Below are 17,613 nucleotides of genomic sequence, written 5' to 3' on the forward strand. Positions count from 1 at the left end.
ATCCGATTGACTCCGCGGGCCCTGTTAGCTTTATATTAGAACATATCATGAACAAATGGGCCAGTCCCTGGTTCTCTGTTCAGATCAGTGACGGCCTCAAATTTTGGTTGGGAAGGAGCGGCGCATATGAACGGCGCACGCATGGGTACGCTTGCGTCTCTGCGCGGCAGCATCGCGCGCATCGAGGCGCCATTGGAAGCGGCGATGCCGAACCGCATCGCGCTCGGCCACGCCGGTGCGGACGCGATGTTGCGCGGCGGGCTTGCGCCAGCCGCGTTGCACGAGGTGTTCGCCGCCGGCCATCAAAGCGGTGCTGCGACCGGCTTTATCGCGGGGCTCGCCGGACGGATATCAGTACGCAAGCCGCTGGTCTGGGTGCGGCAGGATTTTTCCGATCGCGAGAACGGCGCGCTGTCGATGCGCGGCCTTGCCGAACTCGGCCTCGATCCGCGTCTGCTGGTTGTGGTGCGTGCTGCCGATGTCGACAGCGGCCTGCGCACCGCGGCCGATGCGCTTGCTTGCGATGCGCTTGGCGCGGTCGTGCTCGAAATCTGGGGTCAGGCGCGCCAGCTCGATCTCGTCGCCAGCCGCAAGCTGACCTTGGCTGCGCAAGCCTCCGGCGTCACCGCGCTGGTGTTGCGGATCGCGGCCGCTCCGATCCCCTCGACCGCGGAGACGCGCTGGATCGTGCGCGCGGCGCATTCGCCGCCCGGCCAGGCCGCAAGCGCCTGGGGCGCGCCGCGCGTCGAGGCCGAACTCGTGCGCAACCGTCATGGCCCGGTCGGGCGATGGATCATGGAATGGAAATGTGATGAGTGCCAATTCAGTGAACCGTCGGCGCATCCTCAGCCTGTGGCTGCCGCGCCTGCCCATCGACCGCATCAAGCGCAAGCTCGCGCAGGACATCGTCTCGCAAGCTGAGACGCGGGAGGTGGCTGAACCTTCAAGTGAGGTGAGCACATCGGTTGGGCTCTCTCCCCCCTTGCGGGGTCCGAGGCGAGCGGAGCTCGCTCTCGAAGTTGGAGAGAGGGGTGCCACGGACGCCGGCGTATGCGGCTTACCCCTCTCCCTAGCCCTCCCCCGCAAGGGGGGAGGGAACCCTTCCGTCAGTGCGTCCCTCACGAATGGGTTAAGCAACGTTCTTCCCAGCGTCGTGGTGGCAAAAGACCACAACGCGATCCTGCTGCATGCCATCGACGAGGCTGCGGTACGCGCCGGGCTGTCGATCGGGTTGCCGCTCGCCAATGCGCGGGCGATCTGCCCGGAGCTCACGGTTTATGATGCCGATCCGGCCGCCGATCTGAAGACGCTGAACGACATCGCCGACTGGTGCGACCGCTTCACGCCGCTGGTCGCGCTCGACGCGCCTGATGGGCTGTTCCTCGACATCACCGGCTGCGCGCATCTGTTCGGCGGCGAGCGAGCGCTGCTGCAGATCGTGACCCATGCGCTGAGCCGACGCGGCTTTGCCGTCAGCGCGGCCATTGCCGGCACCTCGATCGCGGCGCGCACGCTGACGCGCCACGCGTCGGGCAAGATTGTCGCCGATGGCGAGGAGGCGGCGGCGGTCGGCCCGCTGCCGGTGTCGGCGCTCGGCGCCGATGCCGCGATCACCACCGGCCTGCGCCGCGCCGGCCTGAAGAGCGTCGGCGATGTCGCCGCGCGCGCGCCGCATGAGATATCGGCGCGGTTTGGCGCAGCCTTCACCAGCTTGCTCGGTCACGCGCTCGGGCGGGGCGATGCCCCGATCAGCCCGCGCAAGCCGCTGCCCGATTACATTGTCGAGAAGCGTTTCCCGGAACCGATCGCGACCGACACCGTGATCGCGTTGACGCTCTCGAGCCTCGCTAAAATGCTGGTTGCGGCGATGGACAAGCAGGGCAAGGGCGCGCGGCAGCTGGAAGCGAGCTTCTTTCGCACCGACGGTGCGGTGCGCGCGATCATGGTCGAGACCGGGCGGCCGGTGACGCGGCCGGAGATGATCGACCGCCTGTTCCGCGAGCGGCTCGATGCGCTCAACGATCCGCTTGATCCCGGCTTCGGCTTCGATCTCATTCGTCTTGCCGCCGGGCGTACCGAGATCGTGGTGCAGCAGCAGCGCGATCTCGATACGTCAGTGCACGACAATGACGAGATCTCGGCGCTGATCGACCGCATCGCCGCCCGCATCGGCGGCAAGCGCGTCGTCGTGCATCTGCCGCTGGAAAGCCACATCCCCGAACGCACAGCGCTCGCGCTGCCGGCGCAGCACCATCTGGCCGCGGCAAGCGCCGCCGCCTGGCCGGAGCGCGTCATGGGCGAGCCGCCGCTGCGGCCGCTCAGGCTGTTCGAGCAGCCCGAGCCGATCAAGGTGCCGTTCGCGAGCGTGCCCGACGGCCCGCCGCATCAATTCACCTGGCGACGCGCCTTGCACGCGGTGGTGCGGGTCGAGGGCCCCGAACGGATCGCGATGGAATGGTGGAAGCAGGATGGCGCGGCGCTGACGCGCGACTACTTCCGCGTCGAGGACGCCGAGGGCCAGCGCTTCTGGATCTTTCGTGATGGTCTCTATGAGAGCGAGCTGCGGGACGAAGAGGGTAAGTCCGTTCCGGCCCACTGGTATGTGCACGGGCTGTTCGCATGACAACACCTCTGCCCGACTATGCCGAGATCGGCATCACCAGCAATTTCTCCTTCTTGCGCGGCGGCTCCGATCCGCGCGCCTATGTGCATCAGGCGAGCGAACTGAAGATCCCCGTGATCGGGCTCGCCGATCACAACACCCTGGCCGGCGTGGTGCGGGCCTGGAAGGAGCTCGACAGCGAGAAGGTTCTTCATCCGCCAAAACTCCTGATCGGCGCCCGCATCGTCTTCATCGACGGCACGCCCGACATCCTGGTCTATCCGCGCGACCGCGCCGCCTATGGCCGGCTGTGCCAGCTGCTGACCCGCGGCAAGCGTGGCGATGACATCGTCCGCATCGAGAAGGGCGAGTGCCGGCTCACGCTGCCCGATCTGATCGATTTCGCGGAAGGCCAGCTTTTGGTGCTGGCGCTGCCGCATCGTTTCGAAGCGGAGCAAGCGCTCGACGTACTCGCGCAACTGAAGGCCAGCGCTGCCGACGGCGTCTGGCTTGCCGCAAGCCTGCTCTATCGCGGCGACGACAAGCGTCGCCTGGCGCGGCTGCATGGTCTCTCCACCGAGGCCGGTGTGCCGCTGCTCGCCACCAACGAGGTGCTCTATCACCATCCCGCGCGCCGCCCGTTGCAGGACGTGCTGACCTGCATCCGTGAAAAGACCACGATCGAGGCTATCGGCCGCAGGCTCGAGGCCAATGCCGAGCGGCATCTCAAGCCGGCGCATGAGATGATGCGATTGTTCCGCGATCTGCCGGATGCGATCGCGGAAACCATGCGCTTTGCCGGGCGCATCTCGTTCTCGCTCGACCAGCTCAAATACCAGTATCCCGACGAGCCGGTGCCGCCGGGCAAGACCGCGCAGCAGCATCTGGAAGACCTGACCTGGGCTGGCGTCGATAAATATTTTGGCGGCGTCGCCAATATCACCGACACACTTCGCGCGACCCTGAACAAGGAGCTCACGCTGATCGCCGAGCTGAAATACGCACATTACTTCCTCACCGTGCACGACATCGTTCACTATGCGCGCAGCCAGAACATCCTGTGCCAGGGGCGCGGCTCGGCGGCGAATTCGGCGGTCTGCTACGTGCTCGGCGTCACCTCGGTCGATCCGACCAAGGTCGATCTGTTGTTCGAGCGCTTCATCTCCAAGGAGCGGCTGGAGCCGCCCGACATCGACGTCGATTTCGAGCATTCGCGGCGCGAGGAGGTGATGCAATATGTCTATCGCCGCTACGGCCGCCACCGCGCCGCGATCATCGCCACCATCATCCATTATCGTCCGCGCAGCGCGATCCGCGATGTCGGCAAGGCGCTCGGGCTGACCGAGGACGTCACCGCTGCGCTCGCCGACACCGTCTGGGGCAGCTGGGGCAAGGGCCTCAACGACATGCAGGTGCGGCAGGCCGGGCTCGATCCGAAAAATGCGATGATCAACCTCGCGGTCGCGCTCGCCACCGAGCTGATCGAGTTTCCCCGCCATCTCTCGCAGCATGTCGGCGGCTATGTGCTGACCCAGGACCGGCTCGACACCTATGTGCCGATCGGCAATGCCGCGATGGACGACCGCACCTTCATCGAATGGGACAAGGACGACGTCGATGCGCTGCATATGATGAAGGTCGACGTGCTGGCGCTGGGCATGCTGACCTGCATCCGCAAATGCTTCGACCTGATCGATCACCACAAGGGCAAGCGCTGGGAACTCGCCACCGTCCCGCCGGACGAAAAGGAAGTCTACGACATGCTGTGCCGCGGCGAGTCGCTCGGCGTGTTCCAGGTCGAGAGCCGGGCGCAAATGAACATGCTGCCGCGTCTCAAGCCGCGCACCTTCTACGACCTCGTCATCGAGGTCGCGATCGTGCGCCCCGGCCCGATCCAGGGCGACATGGTTCATCCTTATCTGCGCCGGCGGAATAAGCAGGAGCAGGTGACTTATCCGTCGCCTGCGCCCGACCAGGGCGACAAGAACGAGCTCTACAATGTCCTGCACAAGACGCTCGGCGTGCCGCTGTTCCAGGAGCAGGCGATGCGGATCGCGATCGAGGCGGCGCATTTCACGTCGGAGGAGGCCAACGGCCTGCGCCGCTCGATGGCGACCTTCCGCAATCTCGGCACCATCGGCACTTACGAGGAGAAGCTGGTCGGCAACATGGTGGCGCGTGGTTACGATCCGGAGTTCGCGCGCAGCTGCTTCGACCAGATCAAGGGTTTTGGCTCCTACGGCTTCCCGGAAAGCCACGCTGCGAGTTTCGCCCAGCTCGTCTACATCTCCTCATGGCTGAAGCACCATCATCCCGATGCATTCTGCTGCGGCCTGCTGAACTCGCAGCCGATGGGCTTCTATGCCCCGGCGCAGATCGTCGGTGACGCCCGCAACAACGGCGTTACCGTGCGCGAGGTCGATGTCTCCTTCAGCTTTGCGCAGAACACGCTGGAGGAAAAGGTCGGCGATCACTGCGCGGTGCGGCTCGGCTTCCGCCAGATCGACGGATTTCATTGGCTCGATCCGGATGAGCAGCGGTTGAAACGAATGCAGGCGCAGCATAGCGCGCGAAACGTAGACGTGTATGAGTCAGGGAGGCACGAATGGGCGGGTTCCCTCCCCCCTTGCGGGGGAGGGGTAGGGAGAGGGGTGAGCCGCACGGGCGGTGGTCGTGGCTTACCCCTCTCTCCAACTCTCCCCCGCAAGGGGGGAGAGAGCCCAACCACCTCCCGCGCGGCCTTAAACGAAGTGGAGAAAGACTGGGCCGACCGCATCGTCGCCGCGCGTAACCGCCGGCCGTTCACCTCGCTGGAAGACTTCGCCCGCGACACCGCTCTGCCCAAACGCGCGCTGATCCTGCTTGCCGATGCCGATGCGTTCCGCTCGCTCGGGCTCGACCGCCGCGAGGCGCTGTGGGCGGTCCGGCGGCTGCCCGACGATGTGGCGCTGCCGCTGTTCGAGGCCGCCACCGCGCGCGAACAGCCGGACGAGGGCGCAAAGCCGCTGCCGGAGATGCCGCGTCCCGAGCAGGTGGTCGCCGACTATCAGACCATCCGCATGTCGCTGAAGGGCCATCCGATGGAATTCTTGCGTGAGATGTTCACCAGGGAACGCGTCGTCGCCTGCCACACCATCAACCGGAGCAACGATCGCCGCCGCGTCCGTTGCGCCGGCGTGGTGCTGGTGCGGCAGCGGCCGGGCAGCGCCAAGGGCGTGGTGTTCATGACGCTGGAGGACGAGACCGGCATCGCCAACATCGTGGTGTGGCCCAAGGTGATGGAGCAGTACCGCAAGGAGGTGATGGGCGCGCGCCTGATCCTGGTCGAGGGCTATATCCAGAGCAGCCCGGAGGGCGTGACGCATCTGGTGGCGCAGCGCTTGATCGACCGTTCCCACGATCTGATCGGCCTCGCCAACGAATCCCTCTCCCGCAAGCATTCGGTGCCGGCGGGCCCCGCGCTGATCGAGCCGCTGAACGACGACCGCCGCGATCACGGCGACAACTCGCCGCAAAAAATCCGCCACCCCCGCAACGTCCGCATCCTGCCGCCGTCCCGGGATTTTCACTAGTGGCTGCGCGATGACGGTGGTTGTTGGGCCGTCTATCCCCTCATCGTCGTCCTGGCGAAAGCCAGGACCCATAACCACCGAATTCCGTTGCCGTAGGGATCGTGGCCCCAGCGCCGCGGAACACTTGGCAGTTGGGGTAATGGGTCCTGGCTTTCGCCAGGACGACATCGAATATGCGGTGAAGTGTTCCGCTAAAAATTCACCCGGTTCGAGATCGCGCCGTCGACAACGAGGTTCGAGCCTGTCGTGAACGATGAGATAGGGCTCGCCAGAAACACCGCGGCGCTGGCGATCTCCTGGGGCGTCGCCATGCGGCCGGTCGGGTTACGGGCCAGCGCGTCCTGATAGATCTTGGGCGTGTTCTGCTCGACCATGTTCCAGACGCCGCCCTTGAAATACACCGTACCCGGCGACACCACGTTGACGCGGATTTTCTTCGCTGCGTATTGCCGCGCCAGTCCCTTCGCCATGTGCACCAGCGCCGCCTTGATCGGGCCATACGAGCCGGCGCGATCTGCCTGCGCTGCCGAGATCGACGAGATGATGACGAAGGCCGCATCGCCGGTCTTTTCGCCGCTCGCCTCGAGGAACGGCCGCGCGGCCTCGAAGGCGTTCACCGCGCCGAGCACGTCGAGCCGGAAATTCTGCTCCCATGATGCGGGATCGCCGCCTTGCGCCATCGCGCCTGCATTGGAGAACAGCATGTCGATGCTGCCCAGTTCGGCTGCGGCACCGGCGATCCATGATTTCAACGCCGCTGCGTCGGTGATATCGACGGCCGCGCCGGCGACGCGCACGCCGGCAGCTTTCAACTCGGCAACGCTGGCCGCGACCTGCTCGGCATTGCGGGCACAGACCGCGACGCCCGCGCCTTCGCCGGCCAGTGTCGCCGCGATCGCCCGCCCGATGCCGCGCGTGCCGCCGAGCACGATGGCATTTCTTCCCTTCAAACCCAGATCCATTCGCATATCCTTTGCTGATGCGCGCGGACTGTAGCGTCCATCGCAGCACTGCGCGACCTCGATATTCCCGCGCGTCACGCGATTTTCATTGTAGCCAAGCGAATATCGCGGTGCACCCAATCCCATCCCGCCTTGTGCGCCACGGATCAGTTGCTATCGTCCCGCCGCCCGGACGATCGATCCGGGGTTTGCAACGACAACATTCGGGAGCACTCCATGCGTTATCTCACTGCGCTCATCGGCGCGGCTTGCATCGCGTTCGTCACGGCCACCGGCGCGTTTGCCCAGGTGCCCTCCAATCCCGACAATCCCAACGACGTCGTCCCCGATGCGCTCGCGCCGCCGCCCTATGGCGAGCCGATCAACCTCGAGACCGCCAAGAAGGTTGCCGCTGCCGCGGTCGCCGAGACCCAGAAGCGAAACTGGAATGCGTTCTGCATCGCGATCGTCAACCCGGCCGGCGAGCTCGTCTACTTCGAGAAGCAGGACAACTGCCAATACGCCTCGATCGGCGTCTCGCAACACAAGGCCCGCACCGCGACGCGCTATCGCCGGCCCACGCTGGCCTTCGAGAATCTGATCGGCAAGGGAGCTTACTTCAACTATCTCACAACCCTCGACGACGTGATCGCCTCGCGCGGCGGCAATCTCCTGATCGTCGACGGCAAGATCGTCGGCGCCATCGGCGTCAGCGGCGGTTCGGGCTCGCAGGACAATGTGATCTCGCTCGCCGGGCAGGCTGCGCTGAAGTGAGGTAGCGGGGTGCAGCTTCTGCCGGACGCCCGGTCCGGTAGGCGCTTTCAACGCGTGACCTGTAGGATGGGTAGAGCGAAGCGAAATCCATCAATTGCTCTCCGCGGCGCCAATGATGGGTTTCGCTCCTACTGGCCGGCAATTCATTCATTCGGCTTTTCAGAATTTAACTTGACTCGTGACCCAACTCAGATGTTCAATGCTGCCGTCTCACCCGACACGAGGGGCGCTTCGCGGTCGTCACGAACGCGGGTCGAGATGCGGTGGACGCTGCTCGCGCAACTGACGAGTGCGCGCAGCTAGCGGACGGTGAAGTCGTGTGGTCCTGACGCCCTAGTGGTAGGTGTCCTGTTGCAAGACGCCAAGCGTCTTGCACCGGCGGTGACAACAAAGCCCAGTCTCGCCGGGGAGAGCACGAAGTAAGCCGTAAGCCATCGCGCAGGGAAAGCCGGATTGCTCCGGTTACACCTGTGGTCCTACCCCCGAGCGTTCTACCTCTTTGCTCGGGGCCCATGGGTGCGATCGGCACCCGGCTTTCCCTGCGCCCTCTGTGAGAGGAGGGCGGAAAGACAAGCAAAGCTCGGACAGTTCGTGTCGCGAGAATGCTGACACGTAGCTTACGTGAAACTGACGTGAAGCTTACAAGCGGCCTGCCTTCGCGGACGGATGAATTCTTGCACAGCTGCACACTATTCCACCGCGGCGCCCACCGGTGGTCCACCCGGCGGGCGGTGCAGGAAGGTGATCGATGCATAGGCGCCGACCCATGAGCCGAGTGCGGCGAACGCAACGTAGAGCCAGTTCTCGGTGTAGCTGATCACCGCATAGGACGAGAGCACGTACCAGACGCTGCTCCAGGTCGCCGCCGGCACGCGCTTGCGCGCCACGACGGCCGAGGTGAACATCACATAGACCGCGTCGGTCGCCGCGGTCGCGAGGAAGACACCGCCGGCGGTAAGGGGATCGATGGCAGCCATTGCAACTCCTGTTCGGGTTCGGCAGAGATCAGGGACCGCCTTTTTGTCATCATGCTCGGGCATAGAAGGATCATAAAGAGGAATGCGCATGCAGGGCATCCGTGAAATCCTAGCCGATCTCTGGACCGGCGCCGGCGGCGAGCCGTCCGCGCTTGATGCGGTCAGCCTGACCGGCAGCGAGCCGCAACTGCCGTCGTCCTTTCGGGTCGCAGCCGCCGCGCAGGCGCCGATCGCAGCGGCCGGCCTTGCCGCGGCCGAGATCTGGCAAGCCCGCAGCGGTGAGGGGCAGAAGGTCGCGGTCGATATCCGCCATGCCGTCGTCGAATGCCGCAGCGAGCGCTATCTGCGCGTGGACGGCAAGCCGCCGCCGCCGGCCTGGGACAAGATCGCCGGCGTCTACCGCACGCGCGACAACCGCTTCGTCCGGCTCCACACCAATTTTCCGCATCACCGCGACGCGGTCTGCAAGGTGCTTGGCTGCAACGCCGAGCGTGATGACGTCCAGGCCGCGCTGCTGCAATGGGACGGCGAGGCGTTCGAGACCGCGGCCTATGCCGCCGGCGGCGTCGTCGCCTTGATGCGCTCATATGACGAATGGTCGGCGACGCCTCATGCCAAGGAGCTGGCAAGACTGCCGTTGATCTCGATCGAGAAGATCGGCGAGGCCGCACCCAAGCCATGGCCCGCCGGCGGCCGACCGCTGGCCGGCATCCGGGTGCTCGATCTGTCGCGTGTGATCGCAGGCCCCGTCGCCGGGCGCACGCTCGCGGCGCATGGCGCCGACGTGCTGTTGATCTCCGGTCCCGACCTGCCGGCGATCCCGTGGCTGACCATCGACACCGGCCGCGGCAAGCTGACGAGCCTCATCGAGCTGAAGAGCGAGCAGGGCCGGGCTGCGATGCGCGGCCTCGTGATGCAGGCCGATATCCTCTCGCAGGGCTATCGTCCGCAGGCGATCGCACGGCTCGGCTTTTCGCCGGAGGAGGCAGCGCGCATCAATCCCGGGATCGTCTATGTGACGCTGTCGGCCTATGGCCATGCCGGACCATGGGCGGAGCGCCGCGGCTTCGATTCGCTGGTGCAGACCACGACCGGCTTCAATCACGCCGAGGGGCAGGCCGCAGGCGTCGACGGACCGAAGGAATTGCCGGCCCAGATGCTCGACCACGCCACCGGATATTTCATGGCGTTCGGCGCCATGATGGCCAGGGCCCGTCAGGCGCGCGAGGGCGGCAGCTGGCACGTCCGGGTGTCGCTGGCGCAGTCGGGGCGCTGGCTGTGGAATCTCGGCCGTCTTGAAGGCGGCCTTGCCACCGAGGACCTCAAGGCGGACGCGGTGCAGCCCTTCATCGAGCAGCTTCCGTCCGGTTTTGGCACCCTGAGCTCGGTCCGGCACGCGGCGATTCTGTCGCGGACCCCGGCGCATTGGTCCCGCCCGGCCATGCCGCTCGGCAGCAATCCCCCGGAGTTTCCCGGATGAGACATTCAGCCGTTGTTCATGCCGACCAAACTTTAACCTCAAGCGCAGCCGAACCGCGTTTTTTAGGTTGTTTGCGACACCAATTCGGCACTATTAGCGCACCGTTGCGGCCGTCCCCCCGGAAGCTGCAACGACCGAGCCTCGGACCGCATGCTTAGAGAGCTTAGCAAACGAATGCAGACCCTTAGCCGACCGCGGCTGGTGACGGTGGTGGTGGTGGCGGCGGTGGCCGGTGCCGCCGTCTACGGCTATATGCGCCTCAGCGCGGCCAAGCCGACGCCGTCGTCCGAGGTTTCCAGCCAGTCCCGCAAGGGGGGATCACGCTACACCCCGACCGCGCCCGAATGGGCCAGCCTGACCTTCCAGCCGGTGGCCGAGCACACCTTCCGCTCCGAACTGGTGACCGAGGGCAAGATCGGGATCGATGAGGATCGCTCGACCCCGGTGTATTCGCCCTATACCGGCCGCGTTACCCGTCTGCTGGTGCGGCCGGGCGAGAGCGTGACCAAGGGACAGCCGCTGTTCGTGATCGAAGCCGCCGACACGGTGCAGGCGCAAAACGATTATGTCGCCGCGATGACAGGCCTCAACAAGGCGCAGTCGGCGCTCGACCTTGCCGCGATCCAGGAGAAGCGCGCCAAGGACCTGTCCGACGGCAAGGCGATCCCGCTGAAGGATTATCAGCAGGCGCAGGCGACGCTGGTGCAGGCGCAGAACGATGCGCGCTCGGCGCAGACCTTGCTGGAAGCCGCCCAGAACAAGCTGCACATCCTCGGCTTCGGCGACGACGCCATCACCACGCTGCAGCAGAAGGGCCGGCTCAATCCGGAGACGACGGTGTTCGCGCCGCTCGGCGGCACCATCGTGCAGCGCAAGGCCGGTCCGGGCCAGTATGTCTCGACCGGTGCCAGCGACCCGGTCTATGTGATCGGCGATCTCTCCACCGTCTGGCTGATCGCCTATGTCCGGGAGTCCGATGCCGACAATGTCGCGGTCGGGCAGGATGCCAGCTTCAGCGTGATGGCGCTGCCGGGCAAGGTGTTCTCGGCCCGGATCAACTACGTGGCCGCGGCGATCGACCCGACCTCGCGCCGGCTATTGGTCCGCGCCACCATCGACAACGCCGACAACCGGCTGAAGCCGGAGATGTTCGCCAACGTGACGCTGTATTCGAAGGGCGAGCATCCGGCGGTCGGCGTGCCGAAGCAGGCACTGATCTATGAGGGTGATCAGGTTCGCGTCTGGGTCGCGAAGCCCGACGACAAGAGCATCGAGCTGCGTCAGATCAAGCCCGGTCTCATCAATGGCGATCTCGTCGAGGTCGCCGGCAACCTCAAGCCGGGCGAGCAGATCGTGACGAAGGGAAGCCTCTTCATCGACCGCGCCGCGTCCGGCACCTAACGACGCATGATCCGGAAATCGGGGACCCGGCTTTTCCGGATCGACTATGTTCAGCAAGACAAATCCTCACCGTTGAAAGCTCCGATCTGAATGGATCGCCTTGTCGCAATCGCCGTCAATCGCCGCTACTTGATGGTGGCGCTGTTCGCCATCGTCATCATCGGCGGTCTGCTCGCGTTCCAGCAACTCAACATCGAAGCCTATCCCGATCCGACCCCGCCGATGGTCGACATCGTGACCCAGAGCCCGGGCCTCTCGGCCGAGGAGATCGAGCGCTACATCACGATCCCGATCGAGACCCAGGTCGCCGGCATCAAGAACCTGAAGACCATCCGTACCATTTCGCTGTACGGCCTTTCCGACGTCAAACTGCAGTTCTCGTTCGACTACACCTATGACGAGGCGCTGCAGCAGGTGCTGAACCGGCTGTCGCAACTCGCCCCACTGCCGGGCAACGTGCAGCCCGGCATCTCGCCGACCAGCCCGATCGGCGAGATCTTCCGCTACCGGCTGAAGGGGCCGCCAAACTACAGCGTGCTCGACCTCAAGACGCTGCAGGACTGGGTGCTGCAGCGCCGCTTCCGCGCCGTGCCCGGCGTGATCGACGTCACCGGCTGGGGCGGCAAGACCAAGACCTACGAGATCCAGGTCGACTTCAACAAGCTGGTCGCCAATGGCCTGACGCTGCCGCAGGTGCTGCAGGCGGTTTCCAACGCCAACATCAATGTCGGCGGCAACACCGTGAACATCGGCTCGCAGTCGGCCGTGGTGCGCGGCGTCGGCCTGATCCGCTCGATCGACGATCTCGCCAACACCATGATCGCGCAGTCCGGCGGCAATCCGGTGCTGGTCAAGGACATCGGCGCGGTCACGATCGGCGAGAAGCCGCGACTCGGCATCGCCGGCATCGATGGTGACGACGACATCGTGCAGGGCATCGTGCTGATGCGCCGCGGCGAGCAATCTTCGCCGACGATCGCCCGCGTCGAGCAGCTGGTCAACCAGATCAACAATTCGACGATCCTGCCGCCGGGCGTCAAGATCGAACGCATCTATGACCGCAAGGACCTGATCGAGCTCACCACCCACACCGTGCTGCACAACATGGTGGTCGGCATCCTGCTGATCGTGCTGCTGCAGTGGATCTTCCTCGGCGATCTCCGCAGCGCGCTGATCGTCGGCGCGACGATCCCGTTCGCGCTGTTCTTCGCAGTGATCATCCTGGTGCTGCGCGGCGAATCCGCCAACCTGCTGTCGGTCGGCGCGATCGATTTCGGCCTGATCGTCGATGCCACCGTCATCATGGTGGAGGCGATCTTCCGCCGATTGTCGCAGACCACGGCGCTGTCGGAGGCCGAGCAGAGCCATATCTCCGAAGATACTGTCATGGGCATGAAGAGCCATGCGATCCTGTCGGCCGCCGCCGACGTCTCGCGCTCGATCTTCTTCGCCGCAACCATCATCGTCGCCGCGTTCCTGCCGCTGTTCACGCTGGGCGGCGTCGAGGGCAACATCTTCGGGCCGATGGCGCGGACCTATGCCTATGCGTTGGCGGGCGGCCTGCTGGCGACCTTCACGATCACGCCGGCGCTGAGCGCGATCGTGCTGCCGGCGCATATCCATGAGACCGAGACCTGGATCGTCAAGAAGCTCGACGCGATCTACCTGCCGGCCCTGAACTGGGCGATCGCCAACCGCAAGATCGTGATGGCCGGCGCCGCCGGCCTCGTCGTCACGACCGTCATCTGCGTGCGCTTCCTCGGCCTCGAATTCCTGCCCAAGCTCGAAGAGGGCAATCTGTGGATCCGCGCCACGCTGCCGCCGACGATCTCGCTGCAGGAGGGCAACGCCTATGTCAACGAGATGCGCAAGCTGATCCGCAACCGACCCGAGGTGGTGTCGGTGGTGTCGCAGCACGGCCGTCCCGACGACGGCACCGACGCGGCCGGATTCTTCAATGCCGAGTTCTTCGCGCCGCTGAAGCCGGCCGGCGAATGGCCAAACACACATGACAAGGACGAACTCACCGCGCAACTGTTGGCGCAGTTGCAGGACAAGTTCCCCGGCGTCGAATTCAACTTCTCGCAATATCTGCAGGACAACGTCTCGGAAGCGGTGTCGGGCGTGAAGGGCGAAAATTCGATCAAGCTCTATGGCAACGATTTGCAGGCGCTGACCGACACCGCCAACAAGATCAAGTCCGTGTTGTCGACCGTGCAAGGCATTACCGACCTCGCGGTGTTCACCTCGCTCGGCCAGCCGACCGTCCAGATCGACGTCGATCGTGCGCGGGCGGCGCGTTACGGCCTGTCCCCGGGCGACATCAACGCCACCATCAAGGTCGCGGTCGGCGGCGACACCGCCGGCGATCTCTACGAGCCCGGCAGCGACCGGCACTTCCCGATCATCGTTCGGCTCGCGCCGGACTATCGCAAGAGCGCCGAGGCGATCCAGAACCTCCGGATCGGGGCAAGCAATCCCAACGGCGGGGTCACGCAGATCCCGCTGAGCGAGGTCGCCTCGATCAAGCTGGTGTCGGGCGCTGCCTACATCTATCGCGAGCAGCAGGAACGCTATTTGCCGATCAAGTTCTCGGTGCGCGACCGCGACCTCGGCAGCGCGATCCTGGAGGCGCAGCAGAAGGTCAACGAGCAGGTCCAGTTGCCGCCCGGTTCGCGTCTCGAATGGGTCGGCGAGTTCGGCAATCTGCAGGACGCGATCAAGCGGCTGTCGATCGTGGTGCCGATCAGCCTCGTGCTGATCGCGGTGCTGCTGTTCTTCAATTTCGGCTCGATGGTCGACACCATGCTGGCGATGAGCGTGATCCCGATGGCGATCTTCGGCGGCGTGCTCGGGCTTTTGATCTCCGGCATCCCGTTCAGCGTGTCGGCGGCGATCGGCTTCATCGCGCTATTCGGCATCGCTGTGATGGACGGCATCATCATCCTGTCGCAGTTCAACCAGCTGATCGACGAAGGCTACGACCGGATGCGCGCGGTGATCCGCACCGGCGAATTGCAGCTTCGTCCGGTGCTGATGACCTGCGTCGTCGCCGGCATCGGCCTGTTGCCGGCGGCGGTGTCGGAGGGCATCGGCTCGCAGGTGCAGAAGCCGCTCGCCATCGTCGTCGTCACCGGCATGATGCTGGCGCCGCTGGTGATCCTGATCACCCTGCCGGTGCTGATCTCCTACTTCTCGCGCCGGCCGAAGGACAATATCAGGTGAAGCCGTAGAGCCGTGCCGGATTGTCGACCAGGATGGTCTTGCGCACCGCGGCGTCCGGCGCCCAGACCGGAAGCTGGTTGAGGAGGCGGCCGTCGTCGATCTGATACAGCGGCGTCACGTCGGTGACCTGCTTGCCCGGTGGCGTCACCGAATCCGGGTGCGGCCAATCGGTGCCCCAGACGATGCGCTCGGCATTGGCTGCGATCAGCGCCTGCGCCAGCGGCGCGGCGTCGGCATAATCGGGCGCGAGCTTGGAGGCGCGGTAGGCTCCGGAAATCTTGACGTAGGCCTTGCCGGATTTGACCAGCGCGAGCAGGTCGCCGAACCCCGGCTGGCCAGTGCCGAGCGCGGCCTCGGCGCCGCCGAAATGGTCGAACACGACAGGCACGGGTGCGGTGGCGACCAAATCCTTGATCGCGGAGATCATGGCGAGGCTGGTGAACAGCTGCACATGCCAGCCGCGCGCCTTCATCCGCTCGATCGCGGCCGAGAAGCGCTGCCGGCCGACATTGGGATCGTTGACGCCGCCGGTCGCGAGGTTGAGGCGAATGCCGCGGAAACCGGCCTTGTGCATGGCATCAAGGTCGCCCTCGCTGGTCTTGTCGTCGATCACGGCGACACCGCGCGCGGTCGGCCCGCGAGCGATCATGCCGAACAGCGTCGACGAATTGTCGGGGCCGTAGACGCTCGGGGTCACGATCACCACGCGCTCGACATGCAGCGCCTTGTGCAGCGCGCTCATCTCTTCCGGCGAGGCCGGCTCCGGGGTGTAGACGCGGCCGGCGAAGAACGGGAACTTGGCGGGATCGCCATGGATGTGGGTGTGGCAGTCGCACGCACCGGCGGGCACGTCGAAGTTCACCGCGGTCGATGGTTGCGATGCCTTGGAAAATGCGTTGCTGCTGGTCATGGTCACTCCGGCTGCGATGGAAGCCAGCATCATATCGCGTCGCGTCAGCATTGGACGTCTCCCTGCGTGCTCGGCTGTTATGCGCGCACTCCGCGCACCGGCATTGTTGATGGCCGGCGAGGCGGGAGGTTATCGGCGGAGAGAGCGGGCGGAAAGGGTCCGTTCGCCGCGCGAACGGTTCCACAAAACCTATTGTCCCGACGGCGTGCGCAGGCCGTGCCACGCGTCGCGGACCTGGTGGTAATGCACCTCGGGCAGATAGTCCGGCGTCTTGAGATTGAGCGTCTTGACGTCGAGGCGCCCGACCGCGCTGAGCAGCGTGTACGAAGCGATCACGCGGTCGCGCTGCGCACCGATCAACCGCGCCCGCGCCGTGATCAAATCCTGCTGGGCATTGAGCACGTCGACCGTGGTGCGCTGGCCGCCGGCGGCTTCCTTCTGCACGCCGGCCAGCGCAACCTCCGCAGCTTTCACCTCCGACTCGGAGGCCGACACCGCGATCTTGGCGCCCTCATTGGCGACCCAGGCGCTGACCACGGCGGTCTTGGCCTGATTGCGCACCTGATCCAGCACCAGCCGGCTCTGCGCCGCCACTTCCTTGGCCTGCCGGGTCTGCGAGGCCGCGGTGCCGCCGTCGTAGATCGGCTGGGTGATCTGGCCGATCACCGAGGCCTGATCGGTGCCGAAGGAGCCGAGCGTGGTGTCGGTATCACGCGCGCGGCTGACGCTGCCCTGCACTGAGACGTTCGGCATCAGGCTGCTTTCGGCGACGCGGATCGAGGTCGAGGCGACGTCGACGTCGAAGCCGGCCGCGGTCACGGCGGGATGCTCGCGGAGCGACAATGCAATCGCGTCCTCGCGGCTGCGCGGCAGCAGCCGGTCGGTGGTCTCGGCTGGCCGCAATTGCGATGGCGGGTTGCCGATCACCTGCGCATAAGTGGCCTGGCTGATCGCGAAGTTGACCTCGGCGGCGTTGAGATCGGCGAGGCCGCGATTGAGCCGGGCCTCGGCCTGGGCGGTGTCGGTCGGCGTGACGTCGCCGGCATTGAGGCGGCGCTGGGTGATCGCCTGGGTCTCCTTCAGGAAGGCGACGTTGGAGCGCTGCGCCTCGACCAGGGTCTGGTTGGCCAGCACGTTGGTATAGGCGGTGACGGCGTCGAGCAGCACGCCCTGGCCGACATTGCGCAGCGCCTCACGGCCGGACTGCACCTGCAGCTCGGCGACGCGGACGCTGTTGGCGGTCTTGAAACCGTTGAACAGGGTCTGGGTCACCGTGACGCCGATCTGCCAGGGCTTCAGCGTCGCGGTCTGGATGACATTGCCGGGCAGCTGGTCACGCACCGCCTGCAGGCCGACCGAGAGACCCGCGACGATCTGGGGGCGGTAGCCGGCCAGCGCCTGCGGCACGTTCTCGTCGGTGGCGCGCTGGCGCGCCCGTTCGGCATTGAGCTGTGGATTGGTCTGATAGGCCTTGACCAGAGCTTCGGGCAGGCTCTCGGCGCGGGCTGCGGGACAGGTCAGCAGCGCGCATGCCAAGGCGCCAAGGCCGATGCCCGACAAAAGCACGCGCCTCGCTACCTCGCCAATATCCGCGGCACGCTCAACCATGTGATCCCGCACACCAAAACCCCGGCAGTCCGCCTCCGCCGACGCCTTCGACACATCTACCTGTTTACGGGGCGGCGCCGCCACAGGCAAACCGCCACGCGACATCTGCACATCATTTCGGTT

11 protein-coding genes are annotated in these 17,613 nt (G+C 65.6%); 7 read left to right on the forward strand and 4 right to left on the reverse strand.

Features of this window, described 5'->3' with window-relative positions; all coding sequences use genetic code 11:
• Positions 1-126 precede the first annotated feature (126 nt).
• From JQ616_RS24320 to JQ616_RS24330, 3 genes are all read left to right on the forward strand, one after another.
• The gene (locus JQ616_RS24320) at positions 127-921 is read left to right on the forward strand and encodes an ImuA family protein (RefSeq protein WP_212018800.1); all 795 of its coding nucleotides are present in this window, start codon (positions 127-129) and stop codon (positions 919-921) included.
• Between the two features lie 61 nt (positions 922-982).
• Positions 983-2,623, forward strand: coding sequence for a Y-family DNA polymerase (locus JQ616_RS24325; protein WP_433995998.1), 1,641 nt, complete (start codon positions 983-985; stop codon positions 2,621-2,623).
• Positions 2,620-6,174 carry an error-prone DNA polymerase gene (locus JQ616_RS24330; RefSeq protein WP_212018804.1) on the forward strand — a complete coding sequence of 1,185 codons (3,555 nt, stop codon included), beginning with the start codon at positions 2,620-2,622 and terminating at the stop codon, positions 6,172-6,174. The genes JQ616_RS24325 and JQ616_RS24330 overlap by 4 nt, the downstream gene beginning before the upstream one ends.
• A gap of 191 nt (positions 6,175-6,365) precedes the next feature.
• Here JQ616_RS24330 and JQ616_RS24335 read toward each other — a convergent pair whose 3' ends face one another.
• Positions 6,366-7,136 (reverse strand): SDR family NAD(P)-dependent oxidoreductase, encoded by a 771-nt coding sequence (locus JQ616_RS24335; RefSeq protein ID WP_212018806.1) that lies wholly within the window; start codon positions 7,134-7,136, stop codon positions 6,366-6,368.
• 216 nt (positions 7,137-7,352) lie between these two features.
• On the opposite strand from JQ616_RS24335, the gene JQ616_RS24340 reads away from it, so the two are divergent.
• Positions 7,353-7,889 (forward strand): GlcG/HbpS family heme-binding protein, encoded by a 537-nt coding sequence (locus JQ616_RS24340; RefSeq protein ID WP_212018808.1) that lies wholly within the window; start codon positions 7,353-7,355, stop codon positions 7,887-7,889.
• Positions 7,890-8,578: 689 nt separating this feature from the next.
• On the opposite strand, the gene JQ616_RS24345 is transcribed toward JQ616_RS24340, so the two are convergent.
• Positions 8,579-8,866 (reverse strand): hypothetical protein, encoded by a 288-nt coding sequence (locus JQ616_RS24345; RefSeq protein ID WP_028345379.1) that lies wholly within the window; start codon positions 8,864-8,866, stop codon positions 8,579-8,581.
• Between the two features lie 88 nt (positions 8,867-8,954).
• On the opposite strand from JQ616_RS24345, the gene JQ616_RS24350 reads away from it, so the two are divergent.
• From JQ616_RS24350 to JQ616_RS24360, 3 genes are all read left to right on the forward strand, one after another.
• Complete coding sequence (locus tag JQ616_RS24350; RefSeq protein WP_212018810.1) at positions 8,955-10,346, forward strand: CoA transferase; 1,392 nt, start codon at positions 8,955-8,957, stop codon at positions 10,344-10,346.
• A gap of 150 nt (positions 10,347-10,496) precedes the next feature.
• Positions 10,497-11,747: an efflux RND transporter periplasmic adaptor subunit gene (locus JQ616_RS24355; RefSeq protein ID WP_212018812.1), complete on the forward strand. Its 1,251-nt coding sequence runs from the start codon at positions 10,497-10,499 to the stop codon at positions 11,745-11,747.
• A 90-nt stretch (positions 11,748-11,837) separates the two neighbouring features.
• Positions 11,838-14,972: an efflux RND transporter permease subunit gene (locus JQ616_RS24360; protein WP_212018814.1), complete on the forward strand. Its 3,135-nt coding sequence runs from the start codon at positions 11,838-11,840 to the stop codon at positions 14,970-14,972.
• Here the strand turns inward: JQ616_RS24360 and JQ616_RS24365 are convergent.
• Positions 14,965-15,933 (reverse strand): amidohydrolase family protein, encoded by a 969-nt coding sequence (locus JQ616_RS24365; RefSeq protein ID WP_212018816.1) that lies wholly within the window; start codon positions 15,931-15,933, stop codon positions 14,965-14,967. The genes JQ616_RS24360 and JQ616_RS24365 overlap by 8 nt on opposite strands.
• A 138-nt stretch (positions 15,934-16,071) precedes the next feature.
• Entirely contained in the window at positions 16,072-17,490 is a 1,419-nt protein-coding gene (locus JQ616_RS24370) for a TolC family outer membrane protein (protein WP_249137164.1), read from the reverse strand.
• Between the last annotated feature and the right edge of the window lie 123 nt (positions 17,491-17,613).

Origin of the sequence: Bradyrhizobium tropiciagri (assembly GCF_018130545.1) — a bacterium.
Classification (GTDB): domain Bacteria; phylum Pseudomonadota; class Alphaproteobacteria; order Rhizobiales; family Xanthobacteraceae; genus Bradyrhizobium; species Bradyrhizobium tropiciagri_A.

Excerpts from the sequence above, each read along its gene's own strand:
- JQ616_RS24330 (WP_212018804.1), top strand. The coding sequence starts at position 2,620 with ATGACAACACCTCTGCCCGACTATGCCGAGATCGGCATCACCAGCAAT.
- JQ616_RS24365 (WP_212018816.1), bottom strand. The coding sequence starts at position 15,933 with ATGCTGACGCGACGCGATATGATGCTGGCTTCCATCGCAGCCGGAGTG.
- JQ616_RS24350 (WP_212018810.1), top strand. The coding sequence starts at position 8,955 with ATGCAGGGCATCCGTGAAATCCTAGCCGATCTCTGGACCGGCGCCGGC.
- JQ616_RS24345 (WP_028345379.1), bottom strand. The coding sequence starts at position 8,866 with ATGGCTGCCATCGATCCCCTTACCGCCGGCGGTGTCTTCCTCGCGACC.
- JQ616_RS24320 (WP_212018800.1), top strand. The coding sequence starts at position 127 with ATGAACGGCGCACGCATGGGTACGCTTGCGTCTCTGCGCGGCAGCATC.
- JQ616_RS24355 (WP_212018812.1), top strand. The coding sequence starts at position 10,497 with ATGCTTAGAGAGCTTAGCAAACGAATGCAGACCCTTAGCCGACCGCGG.
- JQ616_RS24335 (WP_212018806.1), bottom strand. The coding sequence starts at position 7,136 with ATGGATCTGGGTTTGAAGGGAAGAAATGCCATCGTGCTCGGCGGCACG.
- JQ616_RS24370 (WP_249137164.1), bottom strand. The coding sequence starts at position 17,490 with ATGGTTGAGCGTGCCGCGGATATTGGCGAGGTAGCGAGGCGCGTGCTT.
- JQ616_RS24340 (WP_212018808.1), top strand. The coding sequence starts at position 7,353 with ATGCGTTATCTCACTGCGCTCATCGGCGCGGCTTGCATCGCGTTCGTC.
- JQ616_RS24360 (WP_212018814.1), top strand. The coding sequence starts at position 11,838 with ATGGATCGCCTTGTCGCAATCGCCGTCAATCGCCGCTACTTGATGGTG.